The organism is Pseudomonas marginalis (genome assembly GCF_900105325.1).
Classification (GTDB): Bacteria; Pseudomonadota; Gammaproteobacteria; order Pseudomonadales; family Pseudomonadaceae; genus Aquipseudomonas; species Aquipseudomonas marginalis.
Genome location: NZ_FNSU01000001.1, coordinates 1,042,243 through 1,057,637, shown reverse-complemented (window position 1 = coordinate 1,057,637; position 15,395 = coordinate 1,042,243). Strand labels below are relative to the sequence as shown.

Genomic DNA, 15,395 nt, shown 5'->3' with positions numbered 1-15,395 from the left:
GAGAGCGCCGCGTTCCTTCAGGATACCCGCATCATCGTTAACGCCCTTCGCGAGCAAGCTCGCTCCTACAGGGACCGGTGTTAGTCGAGTTTTTTGCGGATCCAGTACAGATAGGTACCGGCCTGCTCCTGTTGATCCACCAGTTCATGGTCAAGGAACACGCAGAACTTGGGGATATCGCGGCGCGTCGACGGGTCGGTCGCGATCACCTTGAGCAAGCCGCCGGGCGGCAGGTCGCGGATGTGCTGGTGCAGCATCATCACCGGCTCAGGGCAGTTGAGGCCCGTTGCGTCGAGGGTGCCATCCACGGCGGTGTCGAAAATATCGCTCATTGTCTACTCCTGAAACCGGCGCTCAGTTTAGCGGGCCTTGGTTTTCTTCACATCCACCAGCCGACGCAGGTGGCAGGTCACTTCTTCACGGTCGTGATACAGCTGCTTGCAGCCGATCTCCACCCGAATGCCGCGCGCCTTGAAACCGTCCTCGATACGTTCCAGCAGGCGCTTGACCTCGGCGTAACGCTGTTTCATCGGCAACTTCAGGTTCACCACCGCCTCGCGGCAATACCCTTCGCCGATCCAGGTCTCAAGCAGCGCCGCGTTGCGCGCCGGCTTTTCGACGATGTCGCACACCATCCAGTCCACCGGCTGCTTGGGCACGAAAGTAAAGCCGTCGGCCATCAGGTGCTGCACCAGGCCGGTGTCCATCAGGCTTTCGGCCATGGGGCCGTTGTCGATGGCGGTCACCAGCATGCCACGGTTGACCAGTTGCCAGGTCCAGCCACCAGGGGCCGCCCCCAGATCGACACCGGTCATGTCGCCATGCAGGCGCTCGTCCCACTGGTCGCGGGGGATAAAGTGGTGCCAGGCCTCTTCCAGCTTCAGGGTCGAGCGGCTGGGCGCGTCCCGGGGGAATTTCAACCGCGGGATGCCCATCGGCCACATCGCCGAGTTATTCGACTCGGCCAGGCCCATGAACACTTCGCGGCCGCTTTTGAAGGTCAGCAGCAGGCGCGGCTTGCTCGGGTCGTCCACCAGCTTGCCGGCGTTCAACAAGGCTTTGCGCAGGTGCACTTCGAATTTCTTGCAGAAGTTCGAGAGTTCCTTGCCGTCATTGGTGTCGACCATCTCCAGCCACAGGCTGCCGCACACCGGGAATTCACGCAGGTGAGCGAGGATCACGCTGATACGGTCGGTTTCCGGCAGGTCGATAAACACCCCGCGCGCCCACTGCCGCGGGAAGATCAGCTCGGCAAAGCGCTGGCCGTGCATCAGGCGCTGGGCGCCGTCTTCTTCGGTGCAGACAAATTCGGCGCAGGCGCTGCCGGTCTTGGCCTTGGCGTAGCCGGAAACGTTCAGGCGCGCGGCGTGTTCCGCGATCTCGGAACAGACTTCGCCCTCAAACCCCGGGCGGCAGTGCATAAAAAGGGTGTTCATCGACTCTCCTGGTGACTCAACTGACGTTGCGCTATCGCAATGCCTGTCATGAAAACGCGCGCATGATAGCCGAGTTCGGAACCTTGGTTCTGTCCATAGAGTCCAGTAATTAGCCAGCTACTGAAAACAGCGCTAGTTTGAAAGCTCTGTTCGTCCCGTCAGGTCCGTAGCCGTGCGGACCATAAGGAGTCATGTAATGTCATCCCTTGATAGCCTGAGAACCCTTAAAACTTTAGAAATCGACGACAAGACCTACCACTATTTCAGCCTGCCCGAAGCCGCCAAGCGCCTGGGTGACCTGGATAAGCTGCCGATGTCCCTCAAGGTGCTGCTGGAGAACCTGCTGCGCTGGGAGGACAACAAGACCGTCACCGGCGCCGACCTCAAGGCCATTGCCGCCTGGCTCAAAGAGCGCCAGTCCGACCGCGAGATCCAGTACCGCCCCGCCCGCGTGCTGATGCAGGACTTTACCGGCGTACCCGCCGTGGTCGACCTGGCCGCCATGCGCGCCGCCGTGGCCAAGGCCGGCGGCGACCCGCAGCGCATCAACCCGCTCTCGCCGGTGGACCTGGTGATCGACCACTCGGTGATGGTCGACAAGTTCGGCAACGCCGACGCCTTCGAGCAGAACGTCGACATCGAAATGCAGCGCAACGGCGAACGCTACGCCTTCCTGCGCTGGGGCCAGAGCGCCTTCGACAACTTCAGTGTGGTACCGCCGGGCACCGGCATCTGCCACCAGGTCAACCTCGAATACCTGGGCCGCACCGTGTGGACCAAGGACGAGGACGGCCGCACCTACGCCTTCCCAGACACCCTGGTGGGCACCGACTCCCACACCACCATGATCAACGGCCTCGGCGTGCTCGGCTGGGGCGTGGGCGGGATCGAAGCGGAAGCGGCGATGCTCGGCCAGCCGGTGTCGATGCTGATCCCGGAAGTGATCGGCTTCAAGCTCACCGGCAAATTGAAAGAAGGCATCACCGCCACCGACCTGGTGCTGACCGTCACCCAGATGCTGCGCAAGAAAGGCGTGGTGGGTAAGTTCGTCGAGTTCTACGGCGACGGCCTGGCCGACCTGCCCCTGGCGGACCGCGCGACCATCGCCAACATGGCCCCGGAATACGGCGCCACCTGCGGCTTTTTCCCGGTGGATGAGGTGACCCTGGACTACCTGCGCCTCTCCGGTCGCCCGGCTGCCACTGTGAAGCTGGTCGAGGCCTACACCAAGGCCCAGGGCCTGTGGCGCAACGCTGGTCAGGAGCCAGTGTTCACCGACAGCCTGGCCCTCGACATGGGCAGCGTCGAAGCCAGCCTCGCTGGGCCGAAACGCCCACAGGACCGTGTGTCCCTGCCCAACGTCGGCCAGGCGTTCAGCGACTTCCTCGACCTGCAGTTCAAACCCACCACCAAGGAAGAAGGCCGCCTGGAAAGTGAAGGCGGCGGCGGTGTGGCCGTGGGCAACGCCGACCTGGTGGGCGAAACCGACTATGAATACGAAGGCCAGACCTATCGCCTGAAAAACGGCGCCGTGGTGATCGCCGCCATCACCTCCTGTACCAACACGTCCAACCCCAGCGTGATGATGGCCGCCGGGCTGGTGGCGAAAAAAGCCGTGGAGAAAGGCCTCACGCGCAAACCCTGGGTGAAAACCTCCCTGGCGCCTGGCTCCAAAGTGGTCACCGACTACTACAAGGCCGCGGGCCTCACCCAGTATCTGGATAAAATTGGCTTCGACCTCGTGGGCTATGGCTGCACCACCTGCATCGGCAACTCCGGGCCGTTGCCCGAGCCGATTGAAAAAGCCATCCAGAAGGCCGACCTCGCCGTAGCGTCGGTGCTGTCCGGCAACCGCAACTTTGAAGGCCGCGTGCACCCCCTGGTGAAAACCAACTGGCTGGCCTCGCCGCCGCTGGTGGTGGCCTACGCTTTGGCGGGGACCGTACGCATCGATATCAGCAGCGAACCGCTGGGTAACGATCAACAGGGTAATCCGGTGTATTTGAAGGACATCTGGCCGAGCAGCCAGGAGATCGCCGACGCCGTTGCGCAGGTCAGCACCGGAATGTTCCACAAGGAATACGCCGAGGTGTTTGCCGGTGACGAACAGTGGCAAGCCATTGAAGTGCCACAGGCCGCGACCTATGTGTGGCAGAAAGACTCCACCTACATCCAGCACCCGCCATTCTTCGACGACATCGCCGGGCCTCTGCCGGTGATCAAAGACGTCAAGGGCGCCCACGTACTGGCGTTGCTGGGGGACTCGGTGACCACCGACCACATTTCCCCCGCCGGCAACATCAAGACCGACAGCCCCGCCGGCCGCTACCTGCGCGAGCAAGGCGTGGAGCCGCGTGACTTCAACTCCTACGGCTCACGTCGGGGCAACCATGAAGTGATGATGCGCGGCACCTTCGCCAATATACGCATTCGCAACGAAATGCTTGGCGGCGAGGAAGGCGGCAATACGCTGTACATCCCCACCGGCGAGAAAATGCCGATCTACGATGCGGCCATGAAGTACCAGGCCTCGGGCACACCGCTGGTGGTGATCGCCGGTCAGGAGTACGGCACCGGCTCCAGCCGCGACTGGGCCGCCAAGGGCACCAACCTGCTGGGGGTCAAGGCGGTGATCGCCGAGAGTTTCGAGCGGATTCACCGTTCCAACCTGGTGGGCATGGGCGTGCTGCCGCTGCAGTTCAAGCTGGATCAGAACCGCAAGGCGCTGAAGCTTACGGGCAAGGAGAAGATCGATATTCTCGGCCTGACCGAGGTAGAGATCGTGCCGCGGATGAACCTGACGCTGGTGATTACCCGCGAGGATGGCAGCAGCGAGAAGGTCGAGGTGCTGTGCCGGATCGATACCTTGAATGAAGTGGAGTACTTCAAGTCGGGGGGGATTCTGCACTATGTGCTGCGGCAGTTGATTGCCTCTTAAGGCGATCTCAAAAGCAATGGAGATCAAATGTGGGAGGGGGCTTGCCCCCTCCCACATTTTGACCGCGTCTAACGCTTCAGATCAGCCGAACAACCACTTCCACAGCAGTACCAGCACCACTACCGCCAGCACCGGCCGCGCAATGCGGTAAGCCTTCGGATGCTTGCGCTTCCACTGCTTGACCACGCCGCTGAACTTGTCGCTGAAGGTCTTGCTCCAGGCATACGCCTGGTTGATGCCGCCGACGCGCTCGTCATCCAGGTTCTGCGGTGCGGTGGCGCGGCCCAGTTGCTTGCTGACCCAGCGGTTGACGCGAGTCATCAGGCGGTTGCTCAGCGGACGCTCGATGTCGCAGAACAGGATCACGCGGGTCTTCTCGGTTTCGTTCTTCACCCAGTGCACATAGGTTTCGTCGAACATCACGTCTTCACCGTCGCGCCAGGCATACACCTGGCCGTCGACGAAGATGCGGCAGTCGTCGGAGTTCGGCGTGGACAAGCCCAGGTGATAACGCAGGGAACCGGCAAACGGGTCACGGTGCGGGTTGAGGTGGCTGCCGCCCGGCAACAGCGCGAACATCGCGCCCTTGACGTTGGGGATGCTGCTCACCAAGGCCACGGTTTTCGGGCACAGCGCCTCGGCCGATGGCAGGGGTTTGTCGTACCACTTGAGGTAGAACCGCTTCCAGCCCTTCTTGAAGAACGAACCGAAACCGGCGTCGTTGTTCTTTTCGGCGGCGCGGATGTAACCCTCGTCGAACAGGTGCATGGCCTCTTCGCGGATCACCTCCCAGTTGTCCTTGAGCACGTCCAGTTCCGGGAACTTGCTGCGGTCCAGGTACGGCTTGGACGGCACGGCCGAAAACAGGTACATCAAGGCGTTATAGGGGGCGAACAGCGCCGAATGGTTGACGAACTGGCGCAACATCGGCAAACGGGCCTTGCCGCGCAGGTGCACATACAGCGTGCTGCCGATAAACAGCAACAACACCGACAGTTTGGCGGCCAAAGAAAAGGTCATGCAGCAACTCCTGGAAATAAGCGCCTGGCCAACAGCCTCCCGGCGACGGGAGACCAGACGTGACAGCCGGCCATGATAAACAGTTGGGCCATTATGCAGAAGGCCCAGGCTGACCGGCTGACATAAATCAAGCCTGGTTTTCCTGCTCGGTAAACAAATCGCTGAACAGCATGCTCGACAGGTAGCGTTCACCGGAGTCCGGCAGGATCACCACAATGGTCTTGCCCTGCATTTCCGGCTTCTCGGCCAGGCGTACGGCCACGGCCATGGCGGCACCGCAGGAGATACCGCACAGGATGCCCTCTTCCTGCATCAGGCGCAGGGCCATGGCCTTGGATTCCTCGTCGGTCACCAGTTCCACGCGGTCGACCATCGACAGGTCGAGGTTTTTCGGCACGAACCCGGCGCCAATCCCCTGGATCTTGTGGGGGCTGGGCTTGATCTCTGCACCGGCCAGGGCCTGGGTGATCACCGGCGACACCATCGGCTCGACAGCCACCGACAGGATCGGCTTGCCTGCAGTGTTCTTGATGTAGCGCGACACACCGGTGATGGTGCCCCCCGTGCCCACGCCCGCCACCAGCACGTCCACGGCGCCATCGGTGTCGTTCCAGATTTCCGGGCCGGTGGTTTTTTCGTGGATGGCCGGGTTGGCCGGGTTTTCGAACTGGGCCGGCATAAAGTAGGTGGCCGGGTCACTGGCAACGATTTCGCCGGCCTTGTCGATGGCACCCTTCATGCCCTTGGCCGGCTCGGTGAGGACCAATTCGGCGCCGAGGGCCTTGAGCACCTTGCGGCGTTCGATACTCATGGACGCCGGCATGGTCAGCAGCAACTTGTAGCCACGGGCGGCGGCGACAAAGGCCAGGCCGATACCGGTATTGCCGGAAGTCGGTTCCACGATGGTCATGCCCGGCTTGAGCTTGCCGGTGCCTTCGGCGTCCCAGATCATGTTTGCGCCAATGCGGCACTTCACCGAATAACCCGGGTTACGCCCCTCGATCTTGGCCAGGATGGTCACGCCACGCGGTGCGATACGGTTGATCTGAACCAGGGGCGTGTTACCGATGGAGTGCGCGTTGTCTGCAAAAATGCGGCTCATGGCGGGTCCTATTAGGCGGTTTTCAGAAAGGCTCCAAGGGTATGCCTCGTGCTGCAAAGCGTCCAGTCGAAGGAACGTTGCACCTGCCGCAGGGGTCCACCGCACCAGTATGGACAGAGGACTCTCCCCATGAAACGTCGCTACAGCTGGCCACTATGGACCATTGCCGGATTGCTGGTGGTCCTGGTCGCCGTGAGCATCGCGCTCCCTTACCTGGTGCGTAACTACCTGAATGACAAGCTCGCCGACATGGGCGATTACCGCGGCCAGGTGACCGACGTGGACCTCGCGCTGTGGCGGGGTGCGTACCGGATCAACGGCCTGGAGATCGTCAAGGTCGACGGCAAGGTGCCCGTCCCGTTCGTCAAGGCGCCGCTGATCGACCTGGCGGTGAGCTGGCACGCTCTCTGGTACGACCACGCGGTGGTGGCCAAAGTGCTGTTTATCCAGCCCGAGGTTAACTTCGTCGACGGCGGCGCCAATAAGCAAGCCTCCCAGACCGGTAAGGGTACCGACTGGCGCGAGCAGTTGAGTAAGTTGGCCCCCATCACCCTCGACGAAGTACGCATCGAAGACGGCAAGATCGCCTTCCACAACTTCAGCTCCAAGCCCGTGGTGAAGATCGACGCGACCGACGTCAACGCCAGCTTCTACAACCTGACCAATGTGGTCGACGTCAAAGGCCGGCGCGACGCGCGCTTCGACGGCAAGGCCCTGCTGCAAGGCCAGGCTCCGCTGGAAGCCACCGCCACCTTCGACCCGCTGAGCAACTTCGAGAACTTCGAGTTTCGCTTCCGCGCCAGGGACTTGCAGCTCAAGCGCATGAACGACTTCGCCGCCGCCTATGGCAAGTTCGACTTCAAGGCCGGCACCGGGGACGTGGTGATCGAAGCCCAGGCGGAAAAAGGTCAATTGACCGGGTACATCAAGCCGCTGCTGCGCGACGTGGAAGTCTTCGACTGGCAGCAGGACGTGGAGAACAAGGACAAGAACATCTTTCGTTCGATCTGGGAGGCCGTGGTGGGCGCGAGCGAGACCGTATTGAAGAACCAGGCAAAGAACCAGTTCGCCACCCGCGTGGAACTCAGTGGCAGCGTGCACCAGCAAAATGTCAGCGCGTTCTCCGCATTTTTGGCGATTTTGCGTAATGGTTTTATCCAGGCGTTCAATGCGCGCTATGAGCAGCCCAAGCCCAGCGCAGATTAAAATGTGGGAGGGGGCTTGCTCCCGATGGCAATGTTTCAGCCAACAGATTCATTGGCTGATCCGCCGTCATCGGGAGCAAGCCCCCTCCCACATTGGTCATTCAGAGACTGAATAACCCGTCTGCGTTCACAGTCGCCGGGGCCGCGAGGTATAGTCCGGGCATTGATGAATTCGAGGAATGACCGATGAAGTTCGAAGGCACCCAGGCCTACGTTGCCACTGATGACCTGAAACTGGCCGTCAACGCTGCCATCACCCTGGAGCGTCCGCTGCTGGTCAAGGGTGAGCCCGGCACCGGCAAGACCATGCTCGCCGAACAACTGGCCGAGTCCTTCGGCGCCAGGCTGATCACCTGGCACATCAAGTCCACTACCAAGGCCCACCAGGGCCTGTACGAGTACGACGCGGTCAGCCGCCTGCGCGACTCGCAACTGGGAGTGGACAAGGTGCACGACGTGCGCAACTACCTGAAGAAGGGCAAGCTCTGGGAAGCATTCGAGTCCGAGGAGCGGGTGATCCTGCTGATCGATGAAATCGACAAGGCCGACATCGAGTTCCCCAACGACCTGCTGCAAGAGCTCGACAAGATGGAGTTCTACGTCTACGAAATCGACGAGACCATCAAGGCCAGGAAGCGCCCAATCATCATCATTACCTCCAACAACGAAAAAGAGCTGCCGGACGCGTTCCTGCGCCGCTGCTTCTTCCACTACATCGCCTTCCCCGACCGCACCACCCTGCAAAAAATCGTCGACGTGCACTACCCGGACATCAAGAAGGAGCTGGTCAGCGAGGCGCTGGACGTGTTTTTCGACGTGCGCAAAGTCCCCGGCCTGAAGAAAAAACCGTCCACCTCCGAGCTGGTTGACTGGCTCAAGTTGCTGATGGCCGACAATATCGGCGAAGCGGTGCTGCGCGAGCGCGACCCCACCAAGGCCATCCCGCCTCTGGCCGGTGCCTTGGTCAAGAACGAGCAAGACGTGCAGTTGCTCGAACGCCTGGCATTCATGAGCCGTCGCGGTAATCGATAATGTTGCTCAACCTGTTCAATGAAATGCGCGCAGCCAAGGTCCCGGTGTCGGTGCGCGAGCTGCTCGACCTGATCAACGCGCTGAAACAGCGCGTGACCTTTGCCGACATGGACGAGTTCTACTACTTGGCCCGGGCGATCCTGGTCAAGGACGAACGGCATTTCGACAAGTTCGACCGCGCCTTCAGCGCCTACTTCAATGGCCTGGAAAAGCTCGACGATCACCTGCAGGCGCTGATCCCCGAAGACTGGCTGCGCAAGGAATTCGAGCGCTCGCTGAGCGATGAAGAGCGCGCACAGATCCAGTCCCTGGGCGGCCTCGACAAGCTGATCGAGGCATTCAAGAAACGCCTGGAAGAACAGAAGGAACGCCACGCCGGCGGCAACAAATGGATCGGCACCGGCGGTACCAGCCCGTTTGGCTCCGGCGGCTACAACCCCGAAGGCATTCGCGTCGGCGACGCCGGCAAACGCCAGGGCAAGGCGGTAAAAGTCTGGGACCAGCGCGAATACAAGAACCTCGATGACCAGGTGGAACTGGGCACCCGCAATATCAAGATCGCCCTGCGCCGCCTGCGCAAGTTCGCCCGCCAGGGTGCGGCCGAAGAGTTGGACATCGACGGCACCATCGACCACACCGCTCGCGATGCCGGGCTGCTGAATATCCAGATGCGCCCGGAACGGCGCAACACCATCAAGCTGCTGTTGCTGTTCGATATCGGCGGCTCGATGGATGCCCACGTGAAGATCTGCGAAGAACTGTTCTCGGCCTGCAAGACCGAGTTCAAGCACCTGGAGTACTTCTACTTCCACAACTTCGTGTACGAGTCGGTGTGGAAGAACAACCAGCGCCGCACCTCCGAGCGCACCTCCACCCAGGACCTGCTGCACAAGTACGGTGCCGATTACAAAGTGATCTTTATCGGCGATGCGTCGATGGCGCCCTATGAAATCACCCAGGCCGGCGGCAGCGTCGAGCATTGGAATGAAGAGCCGGGGTATGTGTGGATGCAGCGCTTCATGGCCAAGTACAAGAAACTGATCTGGATTAACCCGTATCCCAAGGATACCTGGGGTTATACGGCCTCGACGGGGATTGTGCGGGAGTTGGTGGAGGATCAGATGTACCCGCTGACGTTGCGCGGGCTTGAGGAAGGGATGCGCTTCCTTTCGAAATAAACGCCGGTCCCAATCATGTAGGAAATCTAATGTGGGAGGGGCGGTGCGTCGCACCGCCCCTCCCACATTTTAAATTGCGGTGTTATGTAAAGCGGCGCAAATACTCGACATGCTGCCGATGCGCCGTTTCCTGCACCACCGGCGCCAACCTCACCTTTTCTCCCGGCAAACACTGCGCCAGCCGCGCCAGCGCCAATGGCGTCAACGCCCCTAGACGCGGGTACCCGCCAATGGTCTGGCGATCATTGAGCAACACAATCGGCTGCCCATCCGGCGGCACTTGGATGCCACCCAACGGGATCCCTTCGGAAATCAGCGAGGGCCCCTGGTACTGCAACGGCGTACCGAGCAAGCGCATGCCCATACGGTCGGCGCGGCTGTCCAGGGCCCAGTCGGTGTTGAAGGCATCGAACAGGCTCTGGCCGCTGAACAGGCCAATTTGGGCGCCGACGATCACCTCCAGCGGCACCTTGGCCGGCAACGCCTGTTCGCTCAGCACTTTCATCGCACCGCCGGTACCGGAATAGGCCAAGCGCCCGCCTTCGGCCAAGGCCTTGCCGAAACCGTCCGGCCCGCCCAGCGCCTCACGTACCACCGTGGCGCAGCTGCCCAGCACATCCGGCGCATCAAACCCGCCGGGCGCCGCCAGGTAAGCCCGCGCGCCGCTGAACGGCTGGGTGAAGCGCAGGCGCTGGCCCTTTTGCAGGATAAAACTGCGCCCGGGGCTGAGGGCGCGCTCGTCGATATACGCGCCCAGATCCGCACCGGCCAACGCCAGCAGGCAATACTCCTCGGCCTGCACAGTAAAGCCGCCGAGGGTGATTTCCACCACCGGCGCGTCCAGCGCATTGCCCAGCAGCCAGTTGGCCCAGGACATCGACACCCAATCCAGCGCGCCGCCCTGGGTCACGCCCAGGTGACGCACGCCAAAACGACCGGCGTCCTGCAACAGGCACAGCGGCGTGCTGGCCTCGATGATCAAGCGGCTCATGCCTGCGCCTCCAACGGCGTGTCATCGCCACCCAGATTGATAAATTCGGCGTGGCTGACTGACTCAAAGCGTACCGTGTCGCCAGGCTGCATCAGGCTGTAGCCGTCGCGCTCGCGATCAAACAGCTTGGCCGGGGTACGGCCAATGAGATTCCAGCCACCGGGGGACACCACCGGATAGGCAGCGGTCTGTCGCTCGGCGATACCGACACTGCCGGCCGCCACGCGCTGGCGCGGGGTGCTCAGGCGCGGTGTGGCGAGGATTTCATCCACCAGCCCCATAAAGGCAAAACCGGGGGCGAAGCCGAGGGCGAATACCTGGTATTCGTGGGCGCTGTGGCGGCGGATCACGTCGTCGACGGCCAGGCCACTGCGCTGGGCGAGCAATGTCAGTTCAGGGCCGACACTCAGGTCGTACCACACCGGCAGCACATGGCACTGGCCGCTGCCCTGGGCCTGGGGTTGCAGGTCGGTCAGGGCCTGGTCGATCAATTCCCGCGCCTGGGCCGGGCTCAACGCTGTGAGGTCGTAATGCACCATCAAGGTGGTGTAGGACGGCACCAGATCCACCAAGGCTGCGCCAAAACCGCTGCGCAAGCGATGGGTGGCGGCGAGCATCCACGGCATATTGGCTTCGGCGATCACCTCGAACAGACGCACCATCAGGCAGTCGATCGCCACCACTTCAATCCGCGGCTTCATGCTGGCTTCAATGCCTCGCGGATACGCTTTACGGCGGCGACCGAGCTGGCATTGTCGCCATGCACGCACAGGGTATTGGCGCGCAATAGCAGCGGGCTGCCGTCGCTGGCGGTCAGGGGTTGACCACGGGAAAGGGTCAAGGACTGTTGGACGATGACCTCTGGATCATGGTGCACCGCCCCTGGCAATTGACGGGAAACCAGATGGCCGTTGGCGTCGTAGGCACGGTCGGCAAAGGCCTCGAACCACAGGATCACCCCGTATTCGTCGCCCAGTGCCTGGGCCGCGCTGTTGTCGCGGGTCGCCAACAGCATCAGCGGCAGGTCGCCATACGCGGCCACGGCCTCGATCACCGCACGCAGTTGCGCCGGGTTGGCCATCATGTCGTTGTACATCGCGCCATGGGGCTTGACGTAACTGACACGCCCGCCCTGGGCGCGGCAGATGCCGTCGAGGGCGCCGATCTGGTAATGCAGCAGGTCCTGGATTTCCTGGGGGGTGTAGGCCATGGAGCGGCGGCCGAAGCCTTGCAGGTCCTGGTACGCCGGGTGTGCGCCCACCTGTACACCGTGCTTGAGGGCCAGGCTGACGGTCTTGCGCATGATGCTCGGATCGCCGGCATGAAAGCCGCAGGCCACGTTGGCGCAATCGATGAACGGCATCACCTCGGCGTCCAGACCCATGGTCCAGTTGCCAAAGCTCTCGCCGATGTCGCAATTCAATAGCAGACGGCTCACGGTGGTTGCTCCTGTAGGCTTTGTTTTTTGTAGTGTGGGATTTTTTACGCAGAACTCGCAACTTGTCCTGATACCCCAACGGCGCTTATCGTGGAATAGCCTGATTTTTGGCGTTTGCCCGGTGCGGCGTCCAACTAATAAAAACCGATCCATGCATAAGAAAAAGTTGATCCCATGAATTTGAAGTTCCTCGAAACCTTCGTCTGGGTGGCCAAGCTCAAGAGCTTCCGCCTGACTGCGGAGAAGCTGTTCACCACCCAGGCCTCGATTTCCAGCCGCATCGCCGTGCTGGAAAGCGAGCTGGGGGTAAAGCTGTTCCTGCGCGACTCCCGGGGCGTCAGCCTGACCCCGGAAGGCTTGAAGGTGCTCGATTACGCCGAGCAGATGATGGTGACCATGCAGGGCCTGAAACAGTCCCTGGAAACCACCAGCAGCAAGGTCGGGCGCATTCGCATCGGTGCGATGGACACGGTGATCCATACCTGGCTCAGCCCGTTGGTGGCGGAACTGATGGATCATTTCCCCCTGGTGGAAATCGAATTGATCGCCGACACCGCGCTTAACCTCAGCGATCAGCTGCAAAAAGGCTTTCTCGACCTGATCCTGCAAACCGACCTGCTGCGCCTGGAAACCGTGCGCAGCCTGGAGCTGGCCAGCCACCCCATGGCCTGGATCGTCGCCAGCCAGTCGATCTACAACCGCGACTACGCCTCCCTCGCCGAACTGGCCCAGGAGCGCATCATCACCTACTCGAAAAACTCCCACCCGCACCAGGACGTCATCAGCCTGATGCAGGCCAACGGCGTGGCCGCGCCACGGATGAACTGCGTGAACTCGGTGTCGGCGATTACCCGGTTGTTGCGCGATGGCTTCGGGATTGGTGCGTTGCCGCCGGTGCTGGTCAGGGAAGAACTGGCGCGGGGCGAATTGGTGATGTTGCCGATGGCGCAGAAACTGCCGAACCTGCAGGTGGTGGTGTCGTGGCGCGTGGGGGTGGAATTGGTGGAGGAGATCGTGGGGTTGTGCCAACAGGTCGTTGCCCGCTATGCCGAGGAAGTCGGCGAAGAGCGGATGGTGCTGAGCAACTGAATAAACCGGTACAAATGTGGGAGGAGGCAAGCCCCTCCCACATTAGACCGAGGTGTGGGTTAGAGACCTTTCAGGTCCCGCTCTTCGATTGGCCGGCTCTGGCGCAAGCGCTTGCCACCCAGCACCACCCAGTCGATCAGGCGGAACAGACACTCCAGGCCAAACGACAGCAGCATCGCCCCGCCCAGGCCCCAGCCCATGGCTTCGGGGGTCAGCAGGATCTGGTAGCTGTAGCCGTTCCAGGTCTCCAGGCGGATATCCGGGTCGGCGGCCACCGCCACTTGCAGGGCACGGATGTACCACGGGCCTTGCATGGCCTGGAATTGCTTGTCCAACGCCACCTGGCGGTCAAGCATGGCGCCCAGGCTGTTGGCGTCGCTCTGGAACACCGGGTCGTCGCTGGCGCGGTAATGCGCCACCAAGGCCTTCAAGTCACCGTTGAAGAACTGTCGTGCGGTGGTTTCAAACCCGCTCAGGCCGGTCTGCGCCTCGATCAGGTGGGCTTCGACGCGCTTGGCGTAGTCGTTGATAAACCCCGGCACTTGCACGCCGACCAACAGGCCAATGGCAAACAGCACCAACCGCAGATAGCTGAGCAACATGGTCGATATCCTTACTCGGTAACGCCCTGGCTGACGCATTCACCGCGTCGCCACAGGCTCCATTGGCCCGGTTCGTAGCGGGTCCAGTTTTCGTTGTCGGTCAACGGCTCGGTGGCGATCACCGTCACCACATCGTTGGGGGTGGTTTCGGCCTGAAAATCGACGATCACGTCGACATCCTTCAGGCGCGCCGGACCAAACGGCGCACGCCGGGTGATCTGCGCCAGTTTGGTCGAGCAATAGCAAAACAGCCAGTCACCGTCGCTGAGCAGGCAGTTGAACACACCTTTGCTGCGGTATTCGGCACAGGCGGCGATCAGGTCCGGCAGCATCTGTTCGATGTCCACCGGCTCGGGGAAGGCCTCGCGCACGCGGTTGAGCAGGTCGCAGAAGGCCGCTTCGCTGTCGGTATCGCCGACTGGCCGATAGAACGTGGCGCGGGGGTGGAAGTCTGCCAACTGGCCGTTGTGGGCGAAACACCAGTTGCGGCCCCACAGTTCGCGCACGAACGGGTGGGTGTTGGCCAGGCTCACCTTGCCGACGTTGGCCTGGCGGATATGGCCGATCACCACTTCACTCTTGATGGGGTAACGCTGCACCAGCAGGGCGACTTCCGACTCACTGCTGGCGGCCGGGTCCTGGAACAGGCGCAGGCCACGACCTTCGTAGAAGGCGATGCCCCAACCGTCGCGGTGGGGGCCCGTACGTCCACCGCGCTGCATCAGCCCGGTAAAGCTGAACACGATATCGGTGGGGACGTTGGCACTCATGCCCAATAATTCACACATGCCAGGGCTCTCGCTGCAGGGCGGACAACGTTAAAGGCGCGGTTCGACCCGCATACCGCTCACCGGTGCAGGACGACGGAACGGCTCATCGTCTTCATCCACAGGCTCGGCGGCCAAGGCGGCGTCGGTGGCGGCCTTGCGCTCACGGCGGGCGTTGGCGGCGCGCTCGATGGGCCAGCGGATCAGCACAAACACGAGGTACACACCAAAGGCGATCAGGGTGTACATGAACAAATCGGAAATCGCCCGCCAGGCGTTATTGCCGACCTTGAGCACCAGGTCCAGGGCCGTGATGGCCACGGCCGGCGCGAACTGAGTCTTGACCGGGTCGACGATGGTCGGGCTCAACAACAGCACGGCCATCAGCAATTGCAGCGGTTCGCGCAGCCAGCGCCAGATCCAGCGGGTCATGCGCCACCACACCAACAGGCAGCCCAAGGCAGCGAAGGCGTAAAGGCCCCAAGCGGTCAGATAGTCGTTCTCGGTCATGGTGTCCATGGCAAGGTAGGCAAACAGGCGGCTATGATAACGGCTTTTGCGTGTCGCGGCTGCAATGCCTGCCACCTTCCGCCAGAC

At 61.9% G+C, this 15,395-nt stretch carries 15 protein-coding genes; 5 read left to right on the top strand and 10 right to left on the bottom strand.

Going from position 1 to position 15,395, the window contains the following annotated elements; all coding sequences use genetic code 11:
- Positions 1 to 80: 80 nt before the first annotated feature.
- Together tusA and rlmM are read right to left on the bottom strand one after the other, a co-directional pair.
- The gene (gene tusA / locus BLW22_RS05165; protein ID WP_065928166.1) at positions 81 to 332 is read right to left on the bottom strand and encodes a sulfurtransferase TusA; all 252 of its coding nucleotides are present in this window, start codon (positions 330 to 332) and stop codon (positions 81 to 83) included.
- Between the two features lie 27 nt (positions 333 to 359).
- A complete protein-coding gene (rlmM, locus tag BLW22_RS05160) occupies positions 360 to 1,436 on the bottom strand; it encodes a 23S rRNA (cytidine(2498)-2'-O)-methyltransferase RlmM (protein WP_046490414.1) in 1,077 nt (358 codons plus the stop codon).
- 196 nt (positions 1,437 to 1,632) lie between these two features.
- Between rlmM and acnA the strand changes: the two genes are divergently transcribed.
- Positions 1,633 to 4,374, top strand: coding sequence for an aconitate hydratase AcnA (gene acnA, locus BLW22_RS05155; protein ID WP_074844488.1), 2,742 nt, complete (start codon positions 1,633 to 1,635; stop codon positions 4,372 to 4,374).
- 81 nt (positions 4,375 to 4,455) lie between these two features.
- On the opposite strand, the gene BLW22_RS05150 is transcribed toward acnA, so the two are convergent.
- Positions 4,456 to 5,394: an aspartyl/asparaginyl beta-hydroxylase domain-containing protein gene (locus tag BLW22_RS05150; RefSeq protein ID WP_074844485.1), complete on the bottom strand. Its 939-nt coding sequence runs from the start codon at positions 5,392 to 5,394 to the stop codon at positions 4,456 to 4,458.
- Between the two features lie 127 nt (positions 5,395 to 5,521).
- A complete protein-coding gene (gene cysK / locus BLW22_RS05145; RefSeq protein ID WP_027604255.1) occupies positions 5,522 to 6,496 on the bottom strand; it encodes a cysteine synthase A in 975 nt (324 codons plus the stop codon).
- Positions 6,497 to 6,625: 129 nt separating this feature from the next.
- Between cysK and BLW22_RS05140 the strand changes: the two genes are divergently transcribed.
- The 3 genes from BLW22_RS05140 (at position 6,626) to BLW22_RS05130 (ending at position 9,911) form a co-directional block, all read left to right on the top strand.
- Positions 6,626 to 7,702, top strand: coding sequence for an AsmA family protein (locus BLW22_RS05140; RefSeq protein ID WP_074844482.1), 1,077 nt, complete (start codon positions 6,626 to 6,628; stop codon positions 7,700 to 7,702).
- Between the two features lie 185 nt (positions 7,703 to 7,887).
- The gene (locus BLW22_RS05135; RefSeq protein ID WP_027604257.1) at positions 7,888 to 8,733 is read left to right on the top strand and encodes an AAA family ATPase; all 846 of its coding nucleotides are present in this window, start codon (positions 7,888 to 7,890) and stop codon (positions 8,731 to 8,733) included.
- A complete protein-coding gene (locus BLW22_RS05130; protein ID WP_024074064.1) occupies positions 8,733 to 9,911 on the top strand; it encodes a vWA domain-containing protein in 1,179 nt (392 codons plus the stop codon). The genes BLW22_RS05135 and BLW22_RS05130 overlap by 1 nt, the downstream gene beginning before the upstream one ends.
- Before the next feature lie 82 nt (positions 9,912 to 9,993).
- Here BLW22_RS05130 and BLW22_RS05125 read toward each other — a convergent pair whose 3' ends face one another.
- The 3 genes from BLW22_RS05125 to BLW22_RS05115 are packed head-to-tail and all read right to left on the bottom strand — an operon-like array spanning position 9,994 to position 12,340.
- Positions 9,994 to 10,902, bottom strand: a complete 909-nt coding sequence (locus BLW22_RS05125) for a 5-oxoprolinase subunit C family protein (protein WP_074844478.1) — start codon at positions 10,900 to 10,902, stop codon at positions 9,994 to 9,996.
- Entirely contained in the window at positions 10,899 to 11,603 is a 705-nt protein-coding gene (gene pxpB / locus BLW22_RS05120; RefSeq protein ID WP_065928172.1) for a 5-oxoprolinase subunit PxpB, read from the bottom strand. The genes BLW22_RS05125 and pxpB overlap by 4 nt, the downstream gene beginning before the upstream one ends.
- The gene (locus BLW22_RS05115) at positions 11,600 to 12,340 is read right to left on the bottom strand and encodes a 5-oxoprolinase subunit PxpA (protein ID WP_065928173.1); all 741 of its coding nucleotides are present in this window, start codon (positions 12,338 to 12,340) and stop codon (positions 11,600 to 11,602) included. Before BLW22_RS05115 ends, pxpB begins: the two co-directional genes overlap by 4 nt.
- Before the next feature lie 174 nt (positions 12,341 to 12,514).
- Between BLW22_RS05115 and BLW22_RS05110 the strand changes: the two genes are divergently transcribed.
- A complete protein-coding gene (locus BLW22_RS05110; RefSeq protein WP_065928174.1) occupies positions 12,515 to 13,429 on the top strand; it encodes a LysR family transcriptional regulator in 915 nt (304 codons plus the stop codon).
- 59 nt (positions 13,430 to 13,488) lie between these two features.
- Here the strand turns inward: BLW22_RS05110 and BLW22_RS05105 are convergent, their stop codons facing one another.
- The 3 genes from BLW22_RS05105 to BLW22_RS05095 are packed head-to-tail and all read right to left on the bottom strand — an operon-like array spanning position 13,489 to position 15,383.
- On the bottom strand, positions 13,489 to 14,031 hold the full coding sequence (locus tag BLW22_RS05105) for a DUF2937 family protein (RefSeq protein WP_027604263.1): 543 nt from the start codon (positions 14,029 to 14,031) through the stop codon (positions 13,489 to 13,491).
- A gap of 11 nt (positions 14,032 to 14,042) precedes the next feature.
- Positions 14,043 to 14,819, bottom strand: a complete 777-nt coding sequence (locus BLW22_RS05100) for a class II glutamine amidotransferase (protein ID WP_065928175.1) — start codon at positions 14,817 to 14,819, stop codon at positions 14,043 to 14,045.
- 30 nt (positions 14,820 to 14,849) lie between these two features.
- Positions 14,850 to 15,383, bottom strand: coding sequence for a hypothetical protein (locus BLW22_RS05095; RefSeq protein ID WP_027604265.1), 534 nt, complete (start codon positions 15,381 to 15,383; stop codon positions 14,850 to 14,852).
- Positions 15,384 to 15,395: the final 12 nt, after the last annotated feature.